The sequence below is a fragment of the Streptomyces sp. NPDC050560 genome (genome assembly GCF_044457285.1).
Taxonomy (GTDB): Bacteria; Actinomycetota; Actinomycetes; order Streptomycetales; family Streptomycetaceae; genus Streptomyces.
In genome coordinates, this window is the sequence record NZ_JBITGT010000010.1 from 358,086 (window position 1) to 380,353 (window position 22,268).

Genomic DNA, 22,268 nt, shown 5'->3' on the forward strand with positions numbered 1-22,268 from the left:
CCGCGCCCTCCCGCCCCCGGAGGCCATCCCCGTATGTCCCTCACCGACCAGGCGATCCTCCGCATCCGGGAGATGATCGGCTCAGGGCGTCTGCCGCCCGGCGCCAAGCTGCCGCCCGAGCAGCAGCTCGCCACCGCGCTCGGCCTCTCCCGCAATCTCACCCGGGAGGCCGTCAGGGCCCTGGTCGCGGTGCGCGTCCTGGAGATCCGCCGCGGCGACGGCACCTACGTCACCAGCCTTGAACCCGCCGTGCTCCTCGACGGCATCGCCGACGCCGTCGAACTCCTCCGCGGCGACACCGTCCTCGAACTCCTCGAAGTGCGGCGGCTGTTCGAGCCGCCCGCGACCGCGCTCGCCGCCACCCGGATCACCGCGGCCCAACTCGCCGACGTGGCGGGCCACTTGGCCGCCATGCGGGCCCACATCGACGACCCCGAGCAACTCAACAGGCACGACGCCGACTTCCACAGCGCCATCGTCGCCGCCACCGGCAACGCCACCCTCACCACCCTCCTCGACGGCATCGCGGGAAGGACCCTCGGCGCCCGCATCTGGCGCGGCCTCGTCGACACCAGGGCCTCCCACCACACCGTCGAGGAGCACCAGCTCATCCATGACGCGCTGACCGCACACAACCCCGCGCTCGCGCACGCCGCCTCCCTCGTCCACGTCAGCACCACCGAGCAGTGGTTGCGCACCCACCTCGACCCCGCCGCCGCGCCCGGCGCCCGGCCGCCGGCCACCCGCACAGACCTCCAGGACAGCCCATGAACCGTGTCACCCTCGCCTACGGCGAGACCGGCCTGCCCCTCGACTACGACCCGGCCGTCACCACCGTCGTGGAACCCGTCCACCACCCGGCCGCCGCCGACCAGGCCGTCGAGATCCGCCGCGCGCTGCGCCACCCCGTCGCCGGGCCGCCGCTGCGGGAGCGCGTCGCCCCGGGACAGACCGTCGCCATCTCCGCCTGCGACGGCACCCGCCCCCAGCCCAGGGAGCTGATGATCCCCGCCCTCCTCGAAGAACTCGACGGCGTCGTACGCCCCGAGGACATCGTGGTGCTGGTGGCCACCGGTACCCACCGCGGCAACGACCCCGCAGAACTGCGCCGCATGTTCGGCGACTCGGTCGTCGACACCGTCCGCGTCGTCAACCACGACGCCCGCGACCGCGCCTCCCTCACCTGGATGGGCCGCCTCGGCGACGACGTGCCCGTCTGGCTCAACACCGCATGGGCCGACGCCGACGTCCGTATCACCACCGGCTTCGTCGAACCCCACTTCTTCGCCGGGTTCTCCGGCGGCCCCAAACTCGTCGCGCCCGGCCTCGCCGCCCTGGAGACCGTCCTCGTCCTCCACGACGCCCGCCGCATCGGCCACCCCGACGCCACCTGGGGCGTCCTCGACGGCAACCCCGTCCACGACGACGTACGCGCCATCGCCGCGGCCACCGGCGTCACCTTCGCCCTCGACGTCGTACTCAACCGGGACAAACACGTCGTCGAGGCGTTCGGCGGCGACCTGCCCGCCATGCACCGCGCCGCCACCGCCCGCGCCCGGCAGCTCGCGATGCGGCCCGTCGAGGCCCCGTTCGACGTGGTGGTCACCACCAACTCCGGCTTCCCGCTCGACCAGAACCTCTACCAGGCGGTCAAGGGCATGTCCGCCGCCCACAAGGTGGCACGCCCCGGCGGCACCATCATCTGCGCGGCCGAGTGCCGCGACGGCTTCCCCGACCACGGCTCCTACCGCTCCGTCCTCGCCTCCGCCGACTCCCCGCGCGCCCTCTTCGACGAGATCAGTGCCCGCCGCGAAACCGTCCCCGACCAGTGGCAGGTCCAGATCCAGGCCCGTATCCAGAGCGCCAACCGGGTCGTCGTGCACAGCGCACACCTCAGCGACACGGACCTCGCCTCCGCCCACCTCGAAAGCACCCCCGACGTCTCCGCCGCCCTCGCCGACGCGCTCGCCGCGGCAGGTCCCGGCGCCCGCGCCTGCGTCCTGCCCGAGGGCCCCCAGACCATCCCCTACATCGCCGAGAGCACCGCATGACCCCCGAACCACCGCCCGACACACCCCCGGCACCCCCTCCCGCCGCGGGCGGGGACCCCGGCGGCATCCTCGACCTGGGCTTCGCCCGCCTCGACCTCGACCGCGAGCGCCGCCAGGGCCTGCCCGAGGTCGTCTACGGCCCCGGCAAGACGCCCGAGCAGATCGCCGCCATCGTCACCGGGCTGCTGCGGCACAACACGGGACCCGTCCTCGCCACTCGCCTCGGCCCCGACGCCGCCGACACCGTCCGCGCCGCCGTGCCGGGCGGCAGCTACGACCCCGAGGCCCGGCTGCTCACCCACCGGCCCGCCGCCACCGGCACGTTCGCCGTCACCGTGGTCTCCGCCGGTACCTCCGACCGGCCCGTCGCCGCCGAGGCCGCCGCCGTCTGCACCGCGCTCGGCCTCGCCACCGACACCGTCCACGACGCGGGCGTCGCAGGGCTCGACCGCATCCTCGCCGTGCGCGACCGGCTCACCGCGGCCGACGCCGTCATCGTGGTCGCGGGCATGGAAGGCGCCCTCGCCAGCGTCGTCGGCGGCCTCGTCGGCTGCCCCGTCGTCGCCGTGCCCACCTCCACCGGGTACGGGGCCTCCCTCGAAGGGGTCACCGCGCTGCTCGCCATGCACGCCTCCTGCGCCGCCGGGGTCACCGTCGTCAACATCGACTCGGGCTTCGGCGCCGCCATGGCCGTACACCGCCTCGCCGCCACCGCGGCCCGCACCCGCACACCCGAGGACGCGCCGCCACCGGGCCGCGGGAGCCGTCGATGATCTGCTGGATCAACCCCTTCACCGGCCTCGCGGGCGACATGCTGCTCGGCGCCCTCCTCGACGCGGGCGCCCCCCTTGACCGTGTGCGCACCGCCATCGCCGCCACCGGCCTCACCGGCTGGGACCTCACCGCCGAGACCACCACCGACCACGGCATCCGCGCCACCCGCGCCCGCGTCCACGTCACCGACGACGCCACAGAACGCCGCGCCGCCGACCTCCTCGCCCTCGCCCGCCGCGCCGGGCCCGCGCCCGTCGCCGCGCTCGCCACCGCCGCGCTCACCGCACTCGCCGAGGCCGAGGCCCGGCTGCACGGCGCCGACCCCGACACCGTGCACCTCCACGAGATCGGCGGCCACGACACCATCGTCGACACCGTCGGCTGCGCCGCCGCCCTGCACCACCTCGGCGCCACCGCGGTGTTCAGCGCGCCGCTGCCGCTCGGCACCGGGCGCGTCGACTCCGCCCACGGCATCATCCCCGCACCGGCCCCCGCCACCCTCGCCCTGCTGACCGGCGCCGCCGTCACCGGCAGCGACCTGCCCATGGAGACCGTCACCCCGACCGGCGCCGCCCTGCTGCGCGCGGCGGGCACCCGCTACGGGCCCCCGCCCGCCATGACGGTACGTGCCACCGGCTACGGCGCGGGCACCCGCCGCCTGCCCGACCGCCCCAACATCACCGCGGTCACCCTCGGGGAGCCGCCCGCCACCACCGGGGACGGGCCGGGTGCCACCGGCGAGGACGTCCTCACCCTCACCACCAACCTCGACGACGTCTCCGCCGAGACCCTCGCCCACACCATGGCACTCGCCCTCGACGCGGGCGCCCTCGACGCCTGGACCACGCCCGCCGTCATGAAGAAGGGCCGCCCCGGGCACATCCTCCACGTTCTCACCCGCCCCGCGGGCGCCGACGCCCTCGCCCTGCTCGTGCTGCGCGAGACCGGCAGCCTCGGCATCCGCCGCACCGCACACCGCCGCACCGCCCTGCCCCGCGCCTTCACCACCGTCGACGTCGACGGCTGCCCCGTGCGCCTCAAGCACGGCCCGTACGGCCACAAGCCCGAGCACGACGACGTGGCACGCGCCGCCCGCACCCTCGGCCTGCCGCTGGCCACCATCGCCCACCGGGCCCGCCGCGCGGCCGACGACACCCCACCGCCCGACCTCGTTCCCGCGCCGCAACCACCCGCCGAAGGCGACCACCCGCGGGCCCGACCCGCGACACGGGCCCCGGAAGAGGAGGACCCCACCGCATGAACGGCCACCCCGCACCCCACACCTGCGACCCGGCGCCCGCCCCGCACCCCGCAGAACTCGCCGAGCGGCTGCTCGCCGCGATTACCCCCACAGGCCCGCTCGCCGTGGCGTTCTCCGGCGGTGTCGACTCCGCCCTGGTCGTCGCCGCCGCGGCCCGCGCGCTCGGCCCCGGCCGGGTCCTGGCCGTCACCGCCGTCTCCGAGTCCCTGGCCGCCGCGGAACTCGCCCCGGCCCGCGCCTTCGCCGCCGGACTCGGCGTCACCCACCTCACCCCGCGCACCCGCGAACTCGACAGCGCCGGCTACCGCGCCAACGGCACCGACCGCTGCTACTTCTGCAAGGCGCACTCCCTCGCCGCCGTCGCCGAACTCGCCGCGGAGCACGGCTTCCCGCACTGCGCCACCGGCACCAACGCCGACGACGCCGCGGACCCGCACCGCCCCGGCATCCGCGCCGCCGCCGAACTCGGCATCCACGCACCGCTGCGCGAGGCCGGGCTCACCAAGTCCGACGTGCGCCGCCTCAGCCGCCACTGGGCGCTGCCCACCTGGGACAAGCCCGCCCAGCCGTGCCTGGCCAGCCGCATCCGCTACGGGATCGAGGTGACGGGGCACCGGCTCGCCCGGGTGGACCGCGCCGAGACCGCGGTGCGCGCCCTGCTGCGCGACGCGGGACTCGCCGTGCGCGACCTCAGGGTCCGCGACCTCGGCGACACGGTACGCGTCGAGGCCGACGCCCCCGCCCTCGCCGGGCTCGCCCGCCTCGACGGCCTCACCGCGGCCCTGCGCACCGCGGGATTCGACCAACACCGCGTCACCACGGACGTGTTCCGCTCCGGCCGCCTCAACACAGAACCCCACTAGGCGCGTCAGCACCGTGCCCCGACACACCGTCAGAGACCGAGCAGGCCCGGGTCCTTCGCCAACTCCCGCAGCCGTGCCCGGGGATCGGCCACCAGCCGACGCGCCGTCAGATCCATGATCCCGCTGACCGCGTCCACCTCGGCCGCCCGCGTCCCGTCCGCCCGTACGAGGGCCTGCTCCACCCGGAAGGACTTGCCCTCGCCCCACACGAAACCACAGGTGACATCGATCTCGTCGCCCGCGCGCAGCTCCCGCAGAAAGCGCACGGTCGCCTCCATGTTGACCGGCCCCACGCCCGCCGCGAGCAGGTCCTGCTGCCGGATGCCGGCGGCCTGGAGCAGGCTCCAGCGCGCATGCTCCGCGTACTGCACATACACGGCCGTGTTCACATGGCCCTGGGCGTCGGTCTCGTAACCGCGCACACTGATCCGCACGCTGAACGGCTCGGCCACCATGCTCCCTCCCGCGCCCGCGTCCACGCCGCCCTGGCGGGACCGGCGGACGGCGATCATCCCACCAGTCAACCAGACCGGGCCCGTCCCCCCACACCCGCCGGGGGCCCGCCGCCCGCGCCGGGGCGGGCACGCCGCACGGGCGTGCCGGTTGGTAGCGTCGGCGCCGTACCAGCCAGGCCGTGCCGGACAGGGACGGCGCCCCCGCGCGACCAGGAGAGAACAGAAGATGCCCCCGACGATCCGCAGGGCGGTCATCCCCGCCGCAGGGCTCGGCTCCCGGCTCCTGCCGCTGACCAAGGCCATCCCGAAGGAAATGCTCCCCGTCGGCGACAAACCCGTTATCGAGCACACCGTCCGTGAGCTGGTCGCCTCCGGTATCACCGACATCACCATCGTGGTCTCCGGCGGGAAGTCCCTCATCCAGGACCACTTCCGCCCCCACCCCGCCCTCGTCGAGCAACTGCGCGCGGACGGCAAGCACGACTACGCCGACGCCGTCGAGGAGGTCGCGGAACTGGCCCACCACGGCCACATCACCTACCTCGACCAGCACGGCCCGTACGGCAACGGCACCCCGGTCCTCAACGCGGCCCGCAACACCGGCGACGAACCCCTCCTGGTGCTCTGGCCCGACGACGTCTTCGTCGCCGATGAGCCCCGCGCCCAGCAGCTCATCCGCGCCTACGAGGCCACGAGCTGCCCCGTCCTCGCCCTGCTCCCCATGGACCCGGCCGACTCCCGGCGCTACGGCGTCCCCCTCGTCCAGGAGGACCTCGGCGGCGGCCTGCTCCGTATCACCGGCCTCGTCGAGAAGCCCCAACCCGCCGACGCGCCCTCGTCGTTCGCGGCCATCGGCGGCTACGTCATCACCCCCGGCATCATCGACGAACTGCGTGAGCAGACCCAGCGCTGGTACGAACACCGCAGCGGCGAGATCTACCTGACCCACGCCATCAACGCCTACGCCCGCACCCGCGCCACCTACGGCCAGGTCATCAAGGGCCGCTGGTACGACACCGGCAACCCCGCCGACTACCTGGTGGCCCAGATGGCGTCCGCCCTCGCCCACCCCGAGTACGGCCCCCTGCTGCGCAGCCTCACCGACGACCCCACCGGACGACCCCCGGCCTGACCGACCCACGGCGGACGTTACCCCGGCGCCCCGGAGCCTGCGTCGGCGGGCGGCACGAGTGCCCCGCCCGCCGACGCCTACGGCTGCCGTTCGAGCCCCGCACCACCGGCCTCCCCGCCGACGCCGTCCACCGGCGCCGCCGCGTCCGCCCCGCCGCGCCGCCCGCGCAGATGCGGCGGCTCCTTGATGAAGAGCGCCCCGAGCGCGGAGAGCAGACACAGGGCCGCGGAGTAGAGCACGATGCCCCAGCGGCCCCCGTCCGCCCACTCGTGCAGCAGCGTCGCCACGAACGGGATGGTGCCGCCCACGACACCGCCGGTGATCTCCCGGGTGAGGGCGACCCCGGTGTACCGGTGCTCCACCTCGAACAGCTCCGAGAGCATCGTCGCCTGCGAGGTGAGGGTCAGGTCGTTGCAAAGCGTGTAGATCATCACGAACGCCGCCCACACCACCACAGGCGTACCGGTGTCCAGCATGAAGAGGAACGGGTAGAACAGCGCCGCCGCCGACACCGCCCCCGTCACCATCACGGGACGCCGCCCGAACCGGTCGCACAGCCAGCCCGCGGTCGGCACCGTCACGAACTTCAGGGCGTTGGCGATCGCGAGGCCGGTGAGCCCGATCCACGACGCGGCGCCCACGTCGTCCGCCAGATACGTGAGCGCGTACACCGACGGCAGATAGCTGATCACGTTCGGCGCCACACTGATCAGCATCGCCGGGGCGATCTTCCGCCGCGACGACGAGAACAGCGCGCGCAGCGGCGAACGCGGCAGCCTGCCCGCGCTGCGTGCCGCACGGAACTCCGCACTGTCCGAGATCCGCAGCCGGATGACGATCCCCGCCACCCCGATGAGACAGCTCAGCAGGAACGGCACGCGCCAGCCGTACGACTCGAACGCCTCCTGCGACATCACCACCGTCATCAGGTAGTACACGCCCGTGGCCAGCAGCGCCCCCGCCGCGTTCCCGAGCGTGGGCGCGCTCGCGTTGATCCCCCGCGCCCTGGTCTCGGCGTGCTCGGCCGACATCAGCAGGGCGCCCGAGTACTCGCCGCCCGCGCCGATGCCCTGGAGCACCCGCAGCACCACCAGCAGCGCGGGGGCCACCGCGCCCGCCGTCGCATAGCTCGGCAGCACCCCGATCAGCGTCGACGCCACCGCCATCAGGACCAGCGTGAAGAACAGCATCGCCCGGCGGCCCAGCCGGTCGCCGAGCACCCCGATCACCACCCCGCCCACCGGGCGCGCGAAGAAGCCCACCGCGAACGTCGCGAGCGACGACAGCGTTGCCGCGAGGTCGTTCCCCTCGGGGAAGAACACCTTCGGCAGCACCAGCGCGGCGGCCGTCCCGTACAGGGAGAAGTCGTACCACTCCAGGGCCGTGCCCACGGTCGAGGCGACCGTCTGGCGGTTGACGTGAAGCTCCATCGAAGAACACCCCTGACCTCGCACTACGGCAACAGCGGCCCCGGTGCATTAACGTTAATGGTCGCGAGGTGAGGCTAGGAGTGCCTTGTGAGAAGCGTCAAGGGAGAGCTAGGGTCCAAAGAAAGTTAACGTTCACGGCCCGAGGTGCGGTCGGCCCCACGAGCGGCCGGCCGCCGACCCACCGGAGACCCGCATGAGCCCAGGCGCCCGCGCCCTCCCGTCCGCCCGCGACACCGACCTTGAGAAGTTCGACCCGCTGCCCCGCGTCCTCGCCTTCGACCGCTTCGACTCCACCACCCACGGCTGGACCGAGCTGCTCGGCAACTACGACGGCGAGGGCAACCTCGACACCGTCGACGACCACATGCGCGACTTCCGCCCCCCGCAGCTCTCCTCGTGCACCTTCTTCGACGTCGGCACCCACGGCACCCTCAGCGGCAACCTCGCCCTGAAGCTCGCCAGCCGCGCCCACACCGGGCACACCGCGACCGGCATCCGCCGTCTGACCATGGCGGGACGCGGCCAGGTGCAGATCGAGACCTATTTCGCCTTCAAGGCCGAGGCCAACGTGGGCCCCGCCCGCACCGGCACGGTCGCCTGGGACGGCAACCGGCACCCCGCCGAGGCCGAGTTCGGCGCCTTCACCGTCGCCACCGACATCTGCTCCGACGGCGGTGTCCGCTACCACAACGTGATGCGCTACGAGAACACCGACCTCGACGGCAACCTCACCCGCCGCTGGAAGTACCCCGTCGTCCCCGAGCCCACCCCGCGCGACCACCACGAGGGCAAGTTCGCCCTGCCCTACGCCGCCGACTTCACCGCCCCCGACCCGGGCGACTGGCGCTACGTCGGCGACCCCATGGAGCTGTGCGTCAACGAGGTCCCCACCAAGATCAACTGGCACTATCTGCGCTGGCGCATCGACACCGCCCGCCGCGCCAACGTCGAACTCCAGGTCAACGACACCGTCGTCGACCTCGCCGACACCCCGGTCCCGGTCTACCCCGACCGCTACCAGACCCTCGACAACCTCCTCAACTTCTACTTCTCCGTCCGTACCCACACGGACGTCAGGAACTTCCTGTTCCTCGACTCCGTCCTGATCTCGGTGGACTGGTGAGGCCCCCCATGCGATCGACGATCACCGCCGTCCTGGAACGCAACACGACCGTACGCGCCGACTTCGCCACCGAGCCGTACGAACTGCCCTGGGCCGCCGAGGCCCGCTTCTTCGTCCAGGCCCTCGACATGGCGGGGGAGGACACCGCCCTCGACTTCACCACCGAGATCTCACCCGACGGCCTCCACTGGTGCCCCCTGGACATCCCGCCCGCCCGCGTCACCGCCCCAGGGCTCACGAGCTGGGGCGCCACCGGCTTCGGACAGTGGCTGCGCCTCGGGTGCCGTGTGACGGGCACCGCGCCGGTGGCTAAACTGCGCATCTACCTCGTGGGCAAGAGCTGAGCCGAAGCCCGGCAGGACGTTGGACCCGGAGCCGAACGGAGCGCTCGACGACGATGGTGCATCCACAGCGGGTGACGCAGCGTCATATCGCCGACGTGCTGGGCCTGTCCGTGAACACCGTCTCCCGGGCGCTCGCCGGCAAGGGCCAGGTCAGCGACGCCACCAGGGACGCCATCCGCACCGAGGCGGAACGCCTCGGCTACCACCCCAACAGCCACGCCCGCTCCCTGGTCTCCGGCACCACCATGGTCGTCGGCCTGGTCATCACCAACCCCTCGAACCCGTTCTACGCGGCCCTCATCTCCGCCGTGGAGCAGCGCTGCCGCACCGCGGGCTACTCGGTGCTGCTCCTGGTCACCGAGGAGTCCGAGCAGAACGAGCAGGAGGCCGTCCAGCAGCTCCTGCGTTTCGGCGTCGACGCGGTCCTCGGTGTCCCCATCCAGAACCGCCCTGACGCCTGGGAGAGCCTGGCCAAGGCCGGGCTCCCTGTTGTCCTGCTCAGCAGGGACATCCCGGCCCTCGGCTTCGACTTCGTCGGCATCGACGCCGAGCAGGGCATCCACGACGCGGTCCTCGGTGCCGTGGGGGAGGGGGGCGTACGGCGGGCGTGGCTGTTCGAGGAGGACCTGGAGATCAGTACGACGGCGGAGCGGATCGCCGGTTTCGAGCGGGCCCTGTCCGACCTCGGCGCCGCCCCCGCCGACTCCCTCGTCATCAAGGTCCCCACCCGCCGCACCGGCGGCGCCAGCCTGCCCTGGCGCCCCGACGACGCCTACCGCATGGCGGCGGGTCTGATCACCCCCGGCAACCACCCAGGACTCGTGGTGACCGGCAACGACTACTTCGCCCTCGGCGTCTACAAGGCCCTGCGCGAGTGCGGTCTCCGGGTGCCCGACGACATCATGGTGCTCGGCTACGGCGACCACCCCTTCGCCGCCTATCTGGAACCCGCGCTCTCCACGGTCCGCCTCCCCGCGCACGCCATGGGCACCCGCGCGGTCGACTTCCTGCTGGCCCGCCTCGCGGACCCGGACGCGCCGCGCCGCGCCGCCCTGCTGCCGCCCGACCCCGTGCACCGCGCCTCGACCCGGGGCGCCGCCTGAGCGGAGGGACCGGGTCCGCGCACCGCCCGCGCGCGACCCGCCCGCGCGCCGGGCCGCCGATCTTGACATGGGCATGAATCGGTGGTGGTTTAGACCACGTCGCCCACCCGTGTGGTGGCGGGAACCCCCTCGCCCAAGGAGCCCCCCATGGCCCGTGCAGACAACCCCCCGCCCACCCCGCCCGCAGGCCCCGGCCGACGGCGCGTGCTGACGGCCTCGCTCGGCGCCCTCGCCGCCCTCGGCGCGACCACGCTGCCGGCCGCCGCCACCCCCCGCACCCCCACCGCCTCCAGGGCCGCGGCCGCGATCACCGGCGCCAAGATCAGGAACCTCACGGGCCCGGCCGAGACCGGCCCCTTCGCGGCCCCCTGGACGGATCTCGGCATCCCCGCCCGCTGCCCCGACGGCACCATGCTCTTCGTCTGCGGCGACACCTTCGACGGCGGCGGCGTCGGCGGCCCCGACTGGCGGGCCCCCGTCGGCCTGCGCGCCCACGACCCGGCGCTCGGCTCCCTCACCATCGACGGCAGCGTCGGCGGCGCCCACGCCGTGGGCCTCGTCCCCGAGGGCCACACCGGCGGCACCACCGCCATCCCCTCCGACGTCTTCACGGTCGGCGGCTCGATGTACATGCACCTCATGCGCGGCGTCATCTACCAGACCGACCACTCCGGCTTCTGGCGCTCCGACGACAACGGCGAGACCTGGCAGTACCTCTGCCAGTGGCCGGGCGACCAGTACGGCGGCCAGTTCCAGCAGAAGACGTACGCGGTCGCCGACGACGGCCACTGCTACGTGCTGTCCACCGTCTTCAACCGCGGCGTCGACTCCGACCTGCTGCTGCACCGCGTCCACCAGGACCAGCTCGGCGTGCCCGCCGCCTACGAACCCTGGGGCTACGCCGGCGGCGCCTGGGCCTGGGGCAACGCCCCCACCACGATCAGCCCGCGCCGTAAGTGGGGCGAGATCTGCTTCCGCGCCATGGGCGGCAAGTACGCCTTCACCTGGCTCAACATGGACGCCCTCTCGATGCGCGCACAGGTCTTCGCGCTGCCCACCAGCGACCTCTTCGCCACCCCCGAGCAGACCGTCATCGTCCCCACCACCCCGGGCAACGAGGCGGGCAACGCGGTCGCCAGCCCCTACGGCGGCTTCATCATCCCCGGCTCCACCTTCGACGACTTCCACCTCGCGGTGAGCCAGTGGTTCGACGACCAGAACTACCGCGTGATGCAGTACCGCATCGACGGACTGGCCGCCTGACCTCGCGACGGCGGCGGCGACGCGGGGACGGCAGCGCGCCGGGTGGCGGTGTGCCGAGCGGTGGCGCGGCGGCGGAGGCTTCCACGGGTGCGTGGCGGCGGCCGCTCAGCGCGCCGCCGAAGTGATCGCCCTGGTGACGGCCGTGACCGCCGGGGAGGGCGGGCCGGGGAGGCGGGCCACGTGGACCCGGCGGATCTCGGGCGGTGCGCCCTCGACATGCAGCAGGCTCACCCCGGGCGGCAGCGCGGGCGAGAGCCGGGACGGCACCGTCGTCACACCGAAACCGCCGGCCACCAGGTGCAGCTTCGTCAGCCAGTCGCGCGCGGAGTGCACGACGCGCGGCCTGCCGGGCAGCCCGGGCCAGACGCCGAGCAGCGGCTCGGAGCGGGACGACGGGGTGGCGATCCACGCGACGTCGGCAAGTTCGTCGACGTGCACCGCGGTGCGCCCCGCGAAGTCCCCGGCGGCGGGCGCCGCCACGACCAGCTCCGCGTCCGCCACGGTCGCGACGTGCAGCCGCGGCGACTCACCGTCCGACGGCCGGTGCGGCGGCCGGGACGTCAGCACCGCGAGGTCGACGGAGCCCGCGCGCAGCGCCCGTACCAGCGCGGGCGTGGTGCCCTCGGTCGTGGTGACGGTGATCTGCGGATCGGCCGCCGCGAGCCGGGCGAGTGCCGGAGGCAGGAGCGCCGCGCCCGCGCTCAGGAACACACCAAGCCGCACCGTCTCGGTCCCCGGAACGGTGCCCGTGAGGTCACGCTCTGCTGTGTCGAGTGTGCTGAGGATCGTGCGGGCGTGCCGCAGCATGACCAGGCCCGCGGTGGTGAGCCGTACCCCGTCGGAACGGCGCTCGAACAGCGCGGCTCCCGCACCGCGCTCCAGCGAGGCCGCCTGCCGTGAGACTGCCGACTGCGTGTAGCCCAGGCGGACGGCGGCCGCGGTGAAGCTGCCGGACTCCGCGATCTGCCGCAGGACCCGCAGCCCCGCACTGGAGACATCCATGCGTCCTACGCATACCACGGATGCCAGATCATCGCTTCCGTCATGCCCGGCGTCCTCCTAGGGTCGGTTTCGAGAGAACAGCGTCAGAAGCGAGCAGACCGGTCCAAGTGCCCGCAGGCGCAGATGAATTCTGGCAAAGGGCGTTGACGGTTCTCGGCAGGTGTCGGCAGTCACAGTCGTAATCTCAGCTACGGCCATTGAGAGGGGTCATCGCGTGCGAGCAGTGGTTCTGACGGAGTTCGGTGCTCCGCTGGTGGTAGGGGACGTGCCCGATCCCGTGGCGGGGGGCGGTGAGGTTGTGGTCGAGGTCCTGGCCGCTTCCGTGGCGCCGTATGCGGCTGAGGTTTTCGGTGGTGCACGGAGATACCCCCTCGTGCCCCCGGTCGTGCCCGGGACCGGCGGTGTGGGCCGCGTGCTCACTGTCGGCTCCGACGCCACCCGGCTGCGTCCCGGTGACCCGGTGTGGTGTGACCCGACGGTGCGTGCGCGTGACGATGCGCTGACGCCCGATATCGCGCTCCAGGGCTGGAGTTCACGGGGTGAGGGCGGCGCGAGGCTCGCCCGCCATCTGCACGACGGGGCGTTCGCCGAGCGGATGCGGGTCCCGACGGAGAACGTCTACCGGCTGCCCGCCGGGGCGCTGGACGACCCGGCCCGCTGGGCGGCGCTCGGCGTGTACGTCATCGCCTACGGCGGACTGCTCGCCGGCGGGCTCGAAGCGGGGGAGACGCTGCTGGTCAGCGGGGCTACCGGGAATCTCGGCAGCAGCGCGGTCGCGGTGGCGCTCGCGATGGGGGCGGGCCGCGTGGTCGCCCCGGGCCGCAGCCGCGCCGCGCTCGGCCTCCTCGCCGAACGGTTCGGCCCACGCGTACGGCCGGTCCGCCTGACCGGTGACGGGGACACCGACCGTGCGGCGATGTCCACGGCGGCTGAGGGGCCGGTCGACATGGTGATCGACCTGCTCTCGCCGGGCGCCCCGAGTGTCGTGGCGCGCACCGCGGCCATGACTGTGCGTGAGTACGGGCGTGTCGTTCTCATGGGCGGCGTCGGCATGCTCGGCGGTGACGACTTCGCGCTCCCTTACCCATGGATCATGCGCAACTCGGTCACCGTGCGGGGTCAGTGGATGTACCCGCGTACGGCGAACGTCGGCATCGTCCGGCTTCTTGCCTCCGGCGCGCTGGACCTCGCCCCGGAACGGGTCCGCACGTTCGGCCTCGACGCCGTCAATGACGCTGTTGCGTATGCCGCTGAGCATGGCGGTCCGTACGAGCGCACCGCCCTCCTCATGGGCCGAGCCGTCAACAACCGCGCGCAGCACATGGCATGACGGCGAGTCAGAGGCGGAAGGCGGCCGCGACCTCCCCGGTGAGGTCGTCCTCCGTCATGCCGGTGTCGACATGGACGGCGCGCAGCCGAAGACGTCGGGTCTCCTCCCGGAGGCGTCGGGTGAACATGGCGTCGCGTTCGGCGAGGTTGTGCCGGGCCCGTGCCGGGTCGCTCGTCCGCCACACGAACCCTTCCCCCGGCGCTGACCGGCCGCTGAAGGCCGCCTCCCGGAAGCGGCGCGTGGGCAGCAGCCAGACGGCCCGCTCGGGGGCGGCGAGAAGCGGCCGCACCAGACGCGGAAGCAGCCGGAACCCCTCCACCACCACGCACGGCTCGCGCGGCAGGCGCAGCAGGTCCTCGATGATCAGGCCGAACGCCTCGCCCTGGTACCAGTGGAACGTCTCCAGCATCACTTTGGGGGAGCGGTTCACCCACCGCTCGTCCATGCTCATGCCGGGGAAGCGGTGGAGGAAGGGCGCCTGGGCGGGAGTGGTCCGCTGGGCGTGGTCGTGCATCGTGTCGTCGGTGGCGTAGCGCCGCCAGCCGTGCCGGTCGGCGAGTCGGCGCGCGGTTGTCGATTTGCCCGCGCCGCTGCCGCCGCCGGTCCAGTAGACGTGCCGCAGCCGCGCCGCCAGCTCCACGGCCCCGCCCGTCCCTTCGTACGACTCGGCTCCCACGCTGCTCCTCTCCCCGGCGGCGACCTGACCGAGCCCATGGTGCGCCCGCCCGCGACTGCCTCTGTCGGCGGGCCCCCGCACCCCGATGCGGTAACCGGACAACCCGCCCCATCATTACGTTCACTGACAAGAAGTAACAGACAGGGCCTTCGAATGACGGAACGGGGGGAGGTGGCGCATATGAGCTGGGCGATGCGGATCTTCCGCAGGCGGGTGCGGGCGGCCGAGGAGCTGGAGGGCGTGGCGGGGGCCGAGGCGCGTACGGAGGCGGTACGGGTGCTGCTGGCCGCGGGGGCGGACAGACACCAGGGGCCACGTCGAGGAGATCGGTGAGCAGTTTCTGGCCATCGCCGATGTCCGTACGGGGGCGGCGGTCGAGGCACTGGCCCGCGCGGTCGGCCGGGTCACCGGCTCGGTGGAAGCCGGCCGCTGTTCCCTGGTCGTCACGGGTCCCCGATTGCGCGGGCTGGCGCGGCGCTGGCTGGCGGATCCCGGCCCGCCCGGGGAGCCGCGGCTCGGGGGGCTGGGGGAGGGGTGGCGCCACTGGGAGAGGATCGTACCGGGCGCCGGGGGGCATCTGTTCGCCGCGGTCCTCGCCGAGGCCGGCCCCGCCTGCCTCGACGTCCTCCCGTCGTCGGCCAGGGACTTTGCCGCCCGCAGGTTCTGCGGGAGCGCCGCCGGGGAGCGGCAGGCCACGGAGCCGGACACCCCGTTCCCCGGCAGCGGCCCTGCCGCGGTGGAACACTCGGGCGCCGCGCCGGGCGAGAGGGTCCTCAGCCCCCTGCGCGTGGTGGCCGCGCTGAGCGGCATCACGCATCTCTGTGACGCCGTCTGGCTGTGTGTGCTCGGCGGCGAACGGGAGCGGTGGAGTGTGGGCACTGCGGTCCACTGCTATCGCGCCGCGAGGACACACGGCAGCAAGGTCGCGGACGCCGGACTGCGGGCGAAGGAGGCGTCGTTGGGCAGCGGCAGCCTCCGCACCGCGTCGCCCGGACTGGCATGGGAGTACCTCACCTGTGCACACGACGCGAACGCCGCGCCCGGACTGCGCCTCAGGTGGCTGATCGCGGGATTCCTGACCGGGAGACTGGCACCGGCCGTGGTCGCCGAGTGCCTGTATGCCCTCGCCGCCGGCGGGCTGCGGCACGACGGTGTCCCGCTGTGGATCGGTGTCGCCCGGGCGGCCGCCTGCTCCGGCGCGGGCTGCCGCGGCCCGTTCGCCGTCCCCGCGGCCCTGCTCACACCGTTCCTGGCACCACGGCCCCCCGGCGTGGGGAACGTCCCGGACCCCGGGGCGGCCAGGGCCCGCCGTGACCTGGCGGCGGCATGTGACACCGCGTCGCCCGACGGCGCCCTCGACGTCGGCCCCTTCCTCCTGCTCGGACTGGTGGACCTCCCCCCGCTGCCCCGCCCCCGGATCGACCCTCTCTGGGAGCTGCCGAGGTGTCCGGCGCCGGGCGGCGACGGTCGAGAGCCTGCTTAGGGTGGGGAGGGACCGCGCGCTCCGCCCGGAGGGTGCGGGAGGGAGTGAGGCCCCCGTGAGGACACGCCCGTTGAGCGTCGCGGTGGCGCAGCCGGCCTGCAGGGCCCACGATGTGGAGGGCAATGCGTCGGCCCATGCGCGGGCCGTGCGGACGGCCGCGGCACGCGTCGTGGTCTTCTGCGAACTGTCCCTGGCCGGCTACGGGTTGGACGCCGCGCCGATCGCCCCCGGCGATGGCCGGCTGGCACCGCTCGTGGCGGCCTGTGCCGAGGCCGGGACCTTCGCTCTGGCCGGGGTGCCGGTACCGGGCCCCCGCATCGGTGTCCTGGCGGTCGACGGCGGCGGTGCGCGGGTGGCGTACCGCAAGACCCGCCTCGGCGCCGACGGGGCGGCCCGCTTCGTGCCGGGCGCCGGCCGGGCCGCGACCGACGTCGACGGGTGGTGCGTCGGGATGGCCGTGTGCCGCGACACCGGCGTCGCGGAGCACGCGGCGAAGACCGCCGCACCGGGCGTCGACGGCTGCGTGGCGGGACTCGTCCACGACGAGAGCGAGGCCGAGGCCCACGGCGCACGTGCCCGCCGCATCGCCGCCGACCACGGCGTCCGGGGCGCCATGGCGGTCTTCGCGGGCCCGACGGGAGGCGGCTGCCACCGTGCGTCGGGCCGCTCGGGCATCTGGTCGTCCACCGGCGAACTCCTCGCGGAAGCGAGCACCGCCCCCGACGACGTCGTACGAGCGGACTTCACCAGCACCCCCTGCCCCCCCCACGCCCCGCCACGGCCCGGCCCCGCCAACTCCCGCGCACATCACGGGCGGAACGGGACAACCACCCCCCCCGGGGCCGGGTGGCACGGTGGACACGGCCGCGCGTGGTCCCCACGATGGCTCTCGTGGTCGATGTCTCCCTGTACGTGACGTTCCTCGCCGCCGCCTTTGCGCTGTGTGTCACCCCGGGCCCCGACATGATGTTCGTCATGGCGATGGGCGCAAGGGGCGGTCCGGCCACGGGCGTATGGGCCGCGGTGGGTGTGGCACTCGGCGCGCTGGTCCACGCCGGAGCCGCCATGCTCGGCCTGTCGGCGCTCTTCCTGTCACTGCCGACGCTTTATCACATACTGCGCTGGGCGGGCGCCGCCTGCCTCATCTGCCTGGCCGTCAAGGCGTTCCGCGACCGCCCGGGACTGGGTGCCGAGGGTGCGGCGTCCGCCGCGGCCCCGGGCCCCGGCCGACGGCGCGCCTTCTGGCAGGGCACGATAACCAACCTGCTCAACCCGAAGGTGATCCTGTTCAACGTGGCCTTCCTGCCGCAGTTCGTGAATCCCCAACTCGGCCATGTGGTCGGGCAGTTCATGGTCCTCGGTCTCACCCTCGTACTGATGGGCCTCGCCGTGGACGCGGCGATCGGCCTGTCCGCGGGCCGCCTCTTGGCATTGCTGCGCCGCAGCCGCCGCATGGCCCGCGGCCTGAACGTCCTGTGCGGCACCGTCTTCACGGGTCTGGCTGTACGCCTGCTCGCGGCCCCCGGGTAGCCCGCCCGCGCATGTCCGTCCGGCGGCGGGTTCCTGGAGAAGCCCTGACGGCCGCACGTGTGGATTCAGCCCCCTTCAACGGGCCGGGCCTTTTCGCACCGCCACTCCTCACGTCCCCTCCCTCCCTGTGTCACCTCGACGGTCGTCCCCCGGCGCTCCCCGCCCCTGCCGCCTTCCGGGGCCGTCCTGGGTGCCCGGGGCCGTGGAGTTCGTGAGCGCGTGTTCGAGCCGGTCGAAGCGATCGTGGAGCGCGCGGAACGCCTCCTCGGCCTCCCGCTCCCCGCTCTGCCCGAGGCGCCCCGCGTCGGCCGCCAGCCGCCGGGCGTCGCGGGCGGCGTTGTTCACGAACCACGTCGCGATCGCCGCCGTGACGATGCTGAACGTGGCGATACCGACGAGCATCACGAAGGCGGCGATCACCCGTCCCCACGCCGTGACCGGATAGGTGTCCCCGTACCCGACGGTGGTCGCCGTCTCGATCGACCACCACAGGGCCCGCGGGTATGTGGTGATGGTGGCCTGCGGAGCACCCCGCTCCACGGGCACGATCACCAGGGAGGAGGCGAGCAGGAAGAGGGCGGTGAAGGCGGACGCGGCGGCGGTGGCCTTCGCATGGAGGCCCCGTCCATGGGCTCCGGTCAGCAGCCTTCTCAGAACGTAGAGGAAGGAGGACGGCGGCATGGCGCACCTCGGCCGGGCTCGCGGGCGGTGGGGGGTCGCGCCGGGAAACGTACCGCTGCCCAGGTCGCACCCCCGTCCCGACACGCATGTCTCCCGTCCCCCGGGGGCCGGCCCGCCCCGCCCGGTCTTGCTGTGCGGCGGAGTGGTCCTCTCGGAGGCATGTTCGTCGTGTTGTCATGTTATTAGCCGGGGTGGGGGTTACCGTCCGGCCATGAGCGCTATGCACCCACCGGTCCCATACCTTCGCCGCGGGGCGGGGTGGTGAGGGCGTGGACAGGCCGTGGTTGACGCAGCGGGAGGCGGCACAGGCGTGCGGTGTGAGCCGGTCGACGATCCGCCGCCGCCGGGAGGCCGGCGACCTCCCGGACTCGCGGCGTGACGCACAGCGCGGCTGGCTGATCCCCGTCGACGACCTGCTTGCGGCCGGCCTGCGCCTGCACGCACCGGCCCCCGCGGAGAGCGAGGCGGCCACCCCGGCCGGACCGCCGGGGCCGGCGGCCACGGTCTCGGCCACGGCCGGGTCCGAGCCGGCCGGGGAGGCCGGGGAGGCCGGGGCGCGCGTGGCGGACCTTATCGCCCGGTTGGAACGTGAGCGCCACCGCTCCGCCCTGGCCGAGGCCGAGGCCCGGCATCTGGCCGCCCGTCTGGCCGACAGGACCACCCATGTGGAAGACCTCCGCCGCGCCCTGCGCGCCCTGTCCCCGGCACCCGCCCCCGCTCCGACCGGGGGCGACGCGGCCTCCCCGGCGGGGCCGACGGAGCCTTCCGGCCGGGTCCACGGGCACACCCCGGCCGCCCATGGGCCCGGGCCTTCGACACCCCTGTCCACGGCCCCGGCCGTGTCTCCGGCGGGGCCCGCCACGCCCTTGCTCACGGCCCCGTCCGCCCACGGCGCGACCCCCGCCACGGCCTCCCCCGTGGTCACGGGTACGCCCCCGGTCCCCACGGCCATCCCGGCCCCCGCCGCAGGGCCGTCGGCCCCGGTGGCCGTGCACGCCGTGGCCCCGACCGCTTCACGGCCGGTCCTGGACACCCCCGGCGTGGAAGCCCCCCGTGGCGGTGCGTTCATCCGCCGCCTCCGATGGCCCTTCCGCCGCAAGCCCCAGGAGACCCCGGCCCGTCCGGTCCAGGGAGCCTCCTGACGGTGTGACGCACCGTCGCCCCGGCCCCCTCGCCGGGGGGGGCGGCGGCCCGGGCCCCGGGGGCGTGGCAGCCCGGACCGGCCGGCGGCCGCGAGCCGGCCTCAGCTCTGCTTGTCGCCGAGCTTTTCCACATACTGCTGGGCCTTGTCGACGGCCGTGTCGATCTTGTCGCTGTGCTTGCCGTCGGTCTTGTCGTCGACGAGGCCGCCGGCCTTCTCAAGCCCCTGGGAGATCTTGTCGCCGTGGTCCTCGGCGAGGTCTTCGGCCTTCTCCTTGAGGTTCTTCAGAGCGTCGAACATGCGGATGTCCTGTCTCCTTCGCTGATCCTGCCTGGTGAGGGCAATGATTCCATGGTCGACAGCGCGGCGGGGGCACTACGTGCCGCGAGGGTGTGGTGTGAGTGGGCGAGGACGTCCGACGGGTCACCTTCCGCGCCCGCCCCACCGCCCGGGCCGTGCGCTACGAGCTGTTCACCGCCCTCGACCTGCCCGGTGAACCGCCCCGCCACCTCAGCGAGTTCGACCGCCTGCTCAAGAACGCCCTCGCCGCCCCCCGCACCTTCCTCGTCGACGAGGCTCAGTGGCTCAACGGCGAGGCGTTCGAGTACTTCCGCTACCTGTGGGACGAATCCTCAACCCAGCTCGCGATCATCTTCGTCGGCGGCGAGGGCTGCCACACCGTGCTGCGCCGCGAACCGATGCTCTCCTCCCGCATCTTCATCCGGCAGCACTTCACCCGCCTCACCCCCGGCGAGGTCCTGGAGGCCATCCCGCTGTTCCATCCGGTGTGGGCCGACGCCGATCCCGACGACATAGCCTTCGCCGACCAGCATGCCGCGCACGGCAACTTCCGAGCCTGGGCCCAGTTGACCGCCCACACCCGCACCGGCCTGGCCCGCACCGGCCGCCCCCGTGTGGATCAGGAGCTGCTGCGCTGGGCCTTCAGTCGTCTCGCCTGACCGCCACGCCGTCATGCCGTCGCCCGTCGCCGTGGTCATCGACCCGGGCGACGATGCGGTTCACACGCACACCGCCCTGGCCGCCCACCACGTGCCGCCCGGCCGGATCACCCTCCACCCAGGCCCGGGCACCACCAGCGAGACCGGCCTCGCCCACGACCTTCTCGCCGCCCTGGGCAAACCGCCCCTGCTCCCGGGCGGCTTTCCCGCCGGCCGTCAGCCCGCCTGGGAAGCCGCCACCGCATGGATCACGGCCCTGCCCGTCACCCGGCTGACCGTCCTGCGCGCACACCGCCTCACCGCCCGCCGCACGATGCGCCTCCTGCAACTGCGCACCCTCACCGGCATCCACCTGACCCTGGTCTGCCACCGCCCCCACCTGCCCGCCGCCCTGCACCAGGCCCTGCAGACGGCCGACTACTGCGTCACCGCCGACTTCCAGGCCGCCCGCCGCCACTACTACGGCACACCGGCCGCCGTATCCCCGCTTGTTGACGAGCCCGCCCGGCCGGCCAACCGGTGGCTCACCCTGCCCGTGCTGGACCGCCTCGTCTCCTACGACAGCCCCGCCGCGTGTACCGCCCCGTGCACGCCGCCGCCGCTCTAGCCGCCGCGCTCTTCACCGGCGTCTCCTTCCAGCAGCTCGCCACCGCCCGCCCTGGCGACTACGACGACACCGCGGCCACCCTGGCCCTGCACGACCGCACCCGCTACACCGACGGCTGCGCCACCCACCACGTGCCGCCGTGGGCGCGCGTCTTCCTGAAGGCGGCCGTCTGCTTCGCCCGGCTCGCAACCGCCCAGGACCAGCACCTGCTGGCCGGCCCCCACGACCGCACCCACCTGTTGCGTGTGGCGGAGGCAGCGAGGCTTCGCCCGCCGCAGCCGCCCGCCAGCCAGCGCACCGGCCCTGCCGGCCGTATCCAGTGAGACTGGCGCGAACGCAAGGAAGCACGGTGCTACGACGCGATGCTGACACGGCACCAGTCCCCGTCCTCGCGCTGAGTCCGAACCCGCGTGCACGGTCAGTCGATGGAAAAATCGGCGAACTCGACGTCGGTGAAGGCGATCCCGAGACCGTGGGCGCGCAGGCCTCCGTTGCGGAAGTGGGCATGCCCCAGCGCTCGGGCGAGGATCACCATCTGCTGCTGCTCGCCTCCGCCGGCGTCCCGGGCAGCGAACAGTTCGCGGGCCACTTCTCCCGACAGGTACTGGGTGATCAGCCGGACCCGCGGGTCGTCCGACGAGCCTGCCGGAGCGGCGAATCCGAACCGCGCCCTGGTGTGGAGGACAAAGCCGTCGGCCTCGGCCCGGGCCCGTCGGCGGGCGCGTACCAGGGGCTGCCACCGTGCCCTGGCGGCCTCATCGATCAGCCCCGCATGCACGGCACTGGGGCGGCGGCGCATTCCCGGCCGGGTGGTGACCCATCTCTGTACCGTGCGCTGGGAGATCCCCAGGAGGACCGCCACGTTCTTGGTGGAGCCCTTCTCCGCCCTGAGCAGGAAACGCACGGCGGCGTCACTCGTAGGCACGGGACGGGTCAGCAGCGCCCGTTCGAGCCCTTTGACGATCTCACCCATGCCCGCTCCCGAGCGTTCTGCCACCGCGACGGCTGGTGCACGGCGGCCGTCTGCTGTCCCAGATCTCTCACACCACGCCGTTGTCCC

At 73.7% G+C, this 22,268-nt stretch carries 26 protein-coding genes; 19 read left to right on the forward strand and 7 right to left on the reverse strand.

Annotation, left to right across the window (positions count from 1 at the left end; all coding sequences use genetic code 11):
* Positions 1-33 precede the first annotated feature (33 nt).
* The 5 genes from ACIBIW_RS24645 to larE are packed head-to-tail and all read left to right on the forward strand — an operon-like array spanning position 34 to position 4,949.
* Positions 34-771 (forward strand): FadR/GntR family transcriptional regulator, encoded by a 738-nt coding sequence (locus ACIBIW_RS24645; protein ID WP_399339171.1) that lies wholly within the window; start codon positions 34-36, stop codon positions 769-771.
* Entirely contained in the window at positions 768-2,051 is a 1,284-nt protein-coding gene (gene larA / locus ACIBIW_RS24650) for a nickel-dependent lactate racemase (RefSeq protein WP_399339172.1), read from the forward strand. The genes ACIBIW_RS24645 and larA overlap by 4 nt, the downstream gene beginning before the upstream one ends.
* On the forward strand, positions 2,048-2,824 hold the full coding sequence (gene larB, locus ACIBIW_RS24655; RefSeq protein WP_399339173.1) for a nickel pincer cofactor biosynthesis protein LarB: 777 nt from the start codon (positions 2,048-2,050) through the stop codon (positions 2,822-2,824). The genes larA and larB overlap by 4 nt, the downstream gene beginning before the upstream one ends.
* Complete coding sequence (gene larC, locus ACIBIW_RS24660; protein WP_399339174.1) at positions 2,821-4,086, forward strand: nickel pincer cofactor biosynthesis protein LarC; 1,266 nt, start codon at positions 2,821-2,823, stop codon at positions 4,084-4,086. The genes larB and larC overlap by 4 nt, the downstream gene beginning before the upstream one ends.
* Positions 4,083-4,949 (forward strand): ATP-dependent sacrificial sulfur transferase LarE, encoded by an 867-nt coding sequence (larE, locus tag ACIBIW_RS24665; RefSeq protein WP_399339175.1) that lies wholly within the window; start codon positions 4,083-4,085, stop codon positions 4,947-4,949. Before larC ends, larE begins: the two co-directional genes overlap by 4 nt.
* 29 nt (positions 4,950-4,978) lie before the next feature.
* Here larE and ACIBIW_RS24670 read toward each other — a convergent pair whose 3' ends face one another.
* Positions 4,979-5,401 carry an acyl-CoA thioesterase gene (locus tag ACIBIW_RS24670; RefSeq protein ID WP_399339214.1) on the reverse strand — a complete coding sequence of 141 codons (423 nt, stop codon included), beginning with the start codon at positions 5,399-5,401 and terminating at the stop codon, positions 4,979-4,981.
* Positions 5,402-5,630: 229 nt separating this feature from the next.
* On the opposite strand from ACIBIW_RS24670, the gene ACIBIW_RS24675 reads away from it, so the two are divergent.
* A complete protein-coding gene (locus ACIBIW_RS24675; protein ID WP_399339176.1) occupies positions 5,631-6,536 on the forward strand; it encodes a UTP--glucose-1-phosphate uridylyltransferase in 906 nt (301 codons plus the stop codon).
* Between the two features lie 77 nt (positions 6,537-6,613).
* Here the strand turns inward: ACIBIW_RS24675 and ACIBIW_RS24680 are convergent, their stop codons facing one another.
* Entirely contained in the window at positions 6,614-7,966 is a 1,353-nt protein-coding gene (locus tag ACIBIW_RS24680) for an MFS transporter (protein ID WP_399339177.1), read from the reverse strand.
* Between the two features lie 193 nt (positions 7,967-8,159).
* Here ACIBIW_RS24680 and ACIBIW_RS24685 point away from each other — a divergent pair, with 193 nt between their 5' ends.
* From ACIBIW_RS24685 to ACIBIW_RS24700, 4 genes are all read left to right on the forward strand, one after another.
* Complete coding sequence (locus ACIBIW_RS24685; protein WP_399339178.1) at positions 8,160-9,089, forward strand: DUF6772 family protein; 930 nt, start codon at positions 8,160-8,162, stop codon at positions 9,087-9,089.
* Positions 9,090-9,097: 8 nt separating this feature from the next.
* Positions 9,098-9,433, forward strand: a complete 336-nt coding sequence (locus tag ACIBIW_RS24690) for a hypothetical protein (RefSeq protein WP_399339179.1) — start codon at positions 9,098-9,100, stop codon at positions 9,431-9,433.
* Positions 9,434-9,486: 53 nt separating this feature from the next.
* On the forward strand, positions 9,487-10,536 hold the full coding sequence (locus tag ACIBIW_RS24695; protein ID WP_399339180.1) for a LacI family DNA-binding transcriptional regulator: 1,050 nt from the start codon (positions 9,487-9,489) through the stop codon (positions 10,534-10,536).
* Between the two features lie 147 nt (positions 10,537-10,683).
* Entirely contained in the window at positions 10,684-11,799 is a 1,116-nt protein-coding gene (locus tag ACIBIW_RS24700) for a DUF4185 domain-containing protein (RefSeq protein WP_399339181.1), read from the forward strand.
* Positions 11,800-11,904: 105 nt separating this feature from the next.
* On the opposite strand, the gene ACIBIW_RS24705 is transcribed toward ACIBIW_RS24700, so the two are convergent.
* Positions 11,905-12,801 carry a LysR family transcriptional regulator gene (locus ACIBIW_RS24705; RefSeq protein ID WP_399339182.1) on the reverse strand — a complete coding sequence of 299 codons (897 nt, stop codon included), beginning with the start codon at positions 12,799-12,801 and terminating at the stop codon, positions 11,905-11,907.
* A 214-nt stretch (positions 12,802-13,015) separates the two neighbouring features.
* Here ACIBIW_RS24705 and ACIBIW_RS24710 point away from each other — a divergent pair, with 214 nt between their 5' ends.
* Positions 13,016-14,131, forward strand: coding sequence for an alcohol dehydrogenase catalytic domain-containing protein (locus ACIBIW_RS24710; protein ID WP_399339183.1), 1,116 nt, complete (start codon positions 13,016-13,018; stop codon positions 14,129-14,131).
* 7 nt (positions 14,132-14,138) lie between these two features.
* Here the strand turns inward: ACIBIW_RS24710 and ACIBIW_RS24715 are convergent, their stop codons facing one another.
* Positions 14,139-14,807, reverse strand: coding sequence for a hypothetical protein (locus ACIBIW_RS24715; RefSeq protein WP_399339184.1), 669 nt, complete (start codon positions 14,805-14,807; stop codon positions 14,139-14,141).
* A 153-nt stretch (positions 14,808-14,960) separates the two neighbouring features.
* Here ACIBIW_RS24715 and ACIBIW_RS24720 point away from each other — a divergent pair, with 153 nt between their 5' ends.
* From ACIBIW_RS24720 to ACIBIW_RS24735, 4 genes are all read left to right on the forward strand, one after another.
* Complete coding sequence (locus ACIBIW_RS24720) at positions 14,961-15,140, forward strand: hypothetical protein (protein WP_399339185.1); 180 nt, start codon at positions 14,961-14,963, stop codon at positions 15,138-15,140.
* A gap of 124 nt (positions 15,141-15,264) precedes the next feature.
* On the forward strand, positions 15,265-16,290 hold the full coding sequence (locus ACIBIW_RS24725) for a hypothetical protein (RefSeq protein WP_399339186.1): 1,026 nt from the start codon (positions 15,265-15,267) through the stop codon (positions 16,288-16,290).
* A gap of 82 nt (positions 16,291-16,372) precedes the next feature.
* Complete coding sequence (locus ACIBIW_RS24730) at positions 16,373-17,206, forward strand: nitrilase-related carbon-nitrogen hydrolase (RefSeq protein WP_399339215.1); 834 nt, start codon at positions 16,373-16,375, stop codon at positions 17,204-17,206.
* A complete protein-coding gene (locus tag ACIBIW_RS24735) occupies positions 17,182-17,820 on the forward strand; it encodes a LysE family translocator (protein ID WP_399339187.1) in 639 nt (212 codons plus the stop codon). Before ACIBIW_RS24730 ends, ACIBIW_RS24735 begins: the two co-directional genes overlap by 25 nt.
* Before the next feature lie 108 nt (positions 17,821-17,928).
* Here the strand turns inward: ACIBIW_RS24735 and ACIBIW_RS24740 are convergent, their stop codons facing one another.
* Positions 17,929-18,501, reverse strand: coding sequence for a potassium channel family protein (locus ACIBIW_RS24740; protein WP_399339188.1), 573 nt, complete (start codon positions 18,499-18,501; stop codon positions 17,929-17,931).
* A 269-nt stretch (positions 18,502-18,770) separates the two neighbouring features.
* Between ACIBIW_RS24740 and ACIBIW_RS24745 the strand changes: the two genes are divergently transcribed.
* A complete protein-coding gene (locus ACIBIW_RS24745; RefSeq protein WP_399339189.1) occupies positions 18,771-19,643 on the forward strand; it encodes a helix-turn-helix domain-containing protein in 873 nt (290 codons plus the stop codon).
* Between the two features lie 101 nt (positions 19,644-19,744).
* On the opposite strand, the gene ACIBIW_RS24750 is transcribed toward ACIBIW_RS24745, so the two are convergent.
* Positions 19,745-19,942 (reverse strand): antitoxin, encoded by a 198-nt coding sequence (locus tag ACIBIW_RS24750; protein ID WP_399339190.1) that lies wholly within the window; start codon positions 19,940-19,942, stop codon positions 19,745-19,747.
* A gap of 101 nt (positions 19,943-20,043) precedes the next feature.
* Here ACIBIW_RS24750 and ACIBIW_RS24755 point away from each other — a divergent pair, with 101 nt between their 5' ends.
* From ACIBIW_RS24755 to ACIBIW_RS24765, 3 genes are read left to right on the forward strand one after another with little or no spacing between them, the layout of a single operon-like run.
* A complete protein-coding gene (locus ACIBIW_RS24755) occupies positions 20,044-20,601 on the forward strand; it encodes an AAA family ATPase (protein WP_399339191.1) in 558 nt (185 codons plus the stop codon).
* A gap of 13 nt (positions 20,602-20,614) precedes the next feature.
* A complete protein-coding gene (locus tag ACIBIW_RS24760) occupies positions 20,615-21,208 on the forward strand; it encodes a hypothetical protein (RefSeq protein WP_399339192.1) in 594 nt (197 codons plus the stop codon).
* Positions 21,175-21,531 carry a hypothetical protein gene (locus tag ACIBIW_RS24765; RefSeq protein WP_399339193.1) on the forward strand — a complete coding sequence of 119 codons (357 nt, stop codon included), beginning with the start codon at positions 21,175-21,177 and terminating at the stop codon, positions 21,529-21,531. Before ACIBIW_RS24760 ends, ACIBIW_RS24765 begins: the two co-directional genes overlap by 34 nt.
* A 95-nt stretch (positions 21,532-21,626) precedes the next feature.
* On the opposite strand, the gene tpg is transcribed toward ACIBIW_RS24765, so the two are convergent.
* On the reverse strand, positions 21,627-22,181 hold the full coding sequence (tpg, locus tag ACIBIW_RS24770) for a telomere-protecting terminal protein Tpg (protein ID WP_399339194.1): 555 nt from the start codon (positions 22,179-22,181) through the stop codon (positions 21,627-21,629).
* Positions 22,182-22,268 lie beyond the last annotated feature (87 nt).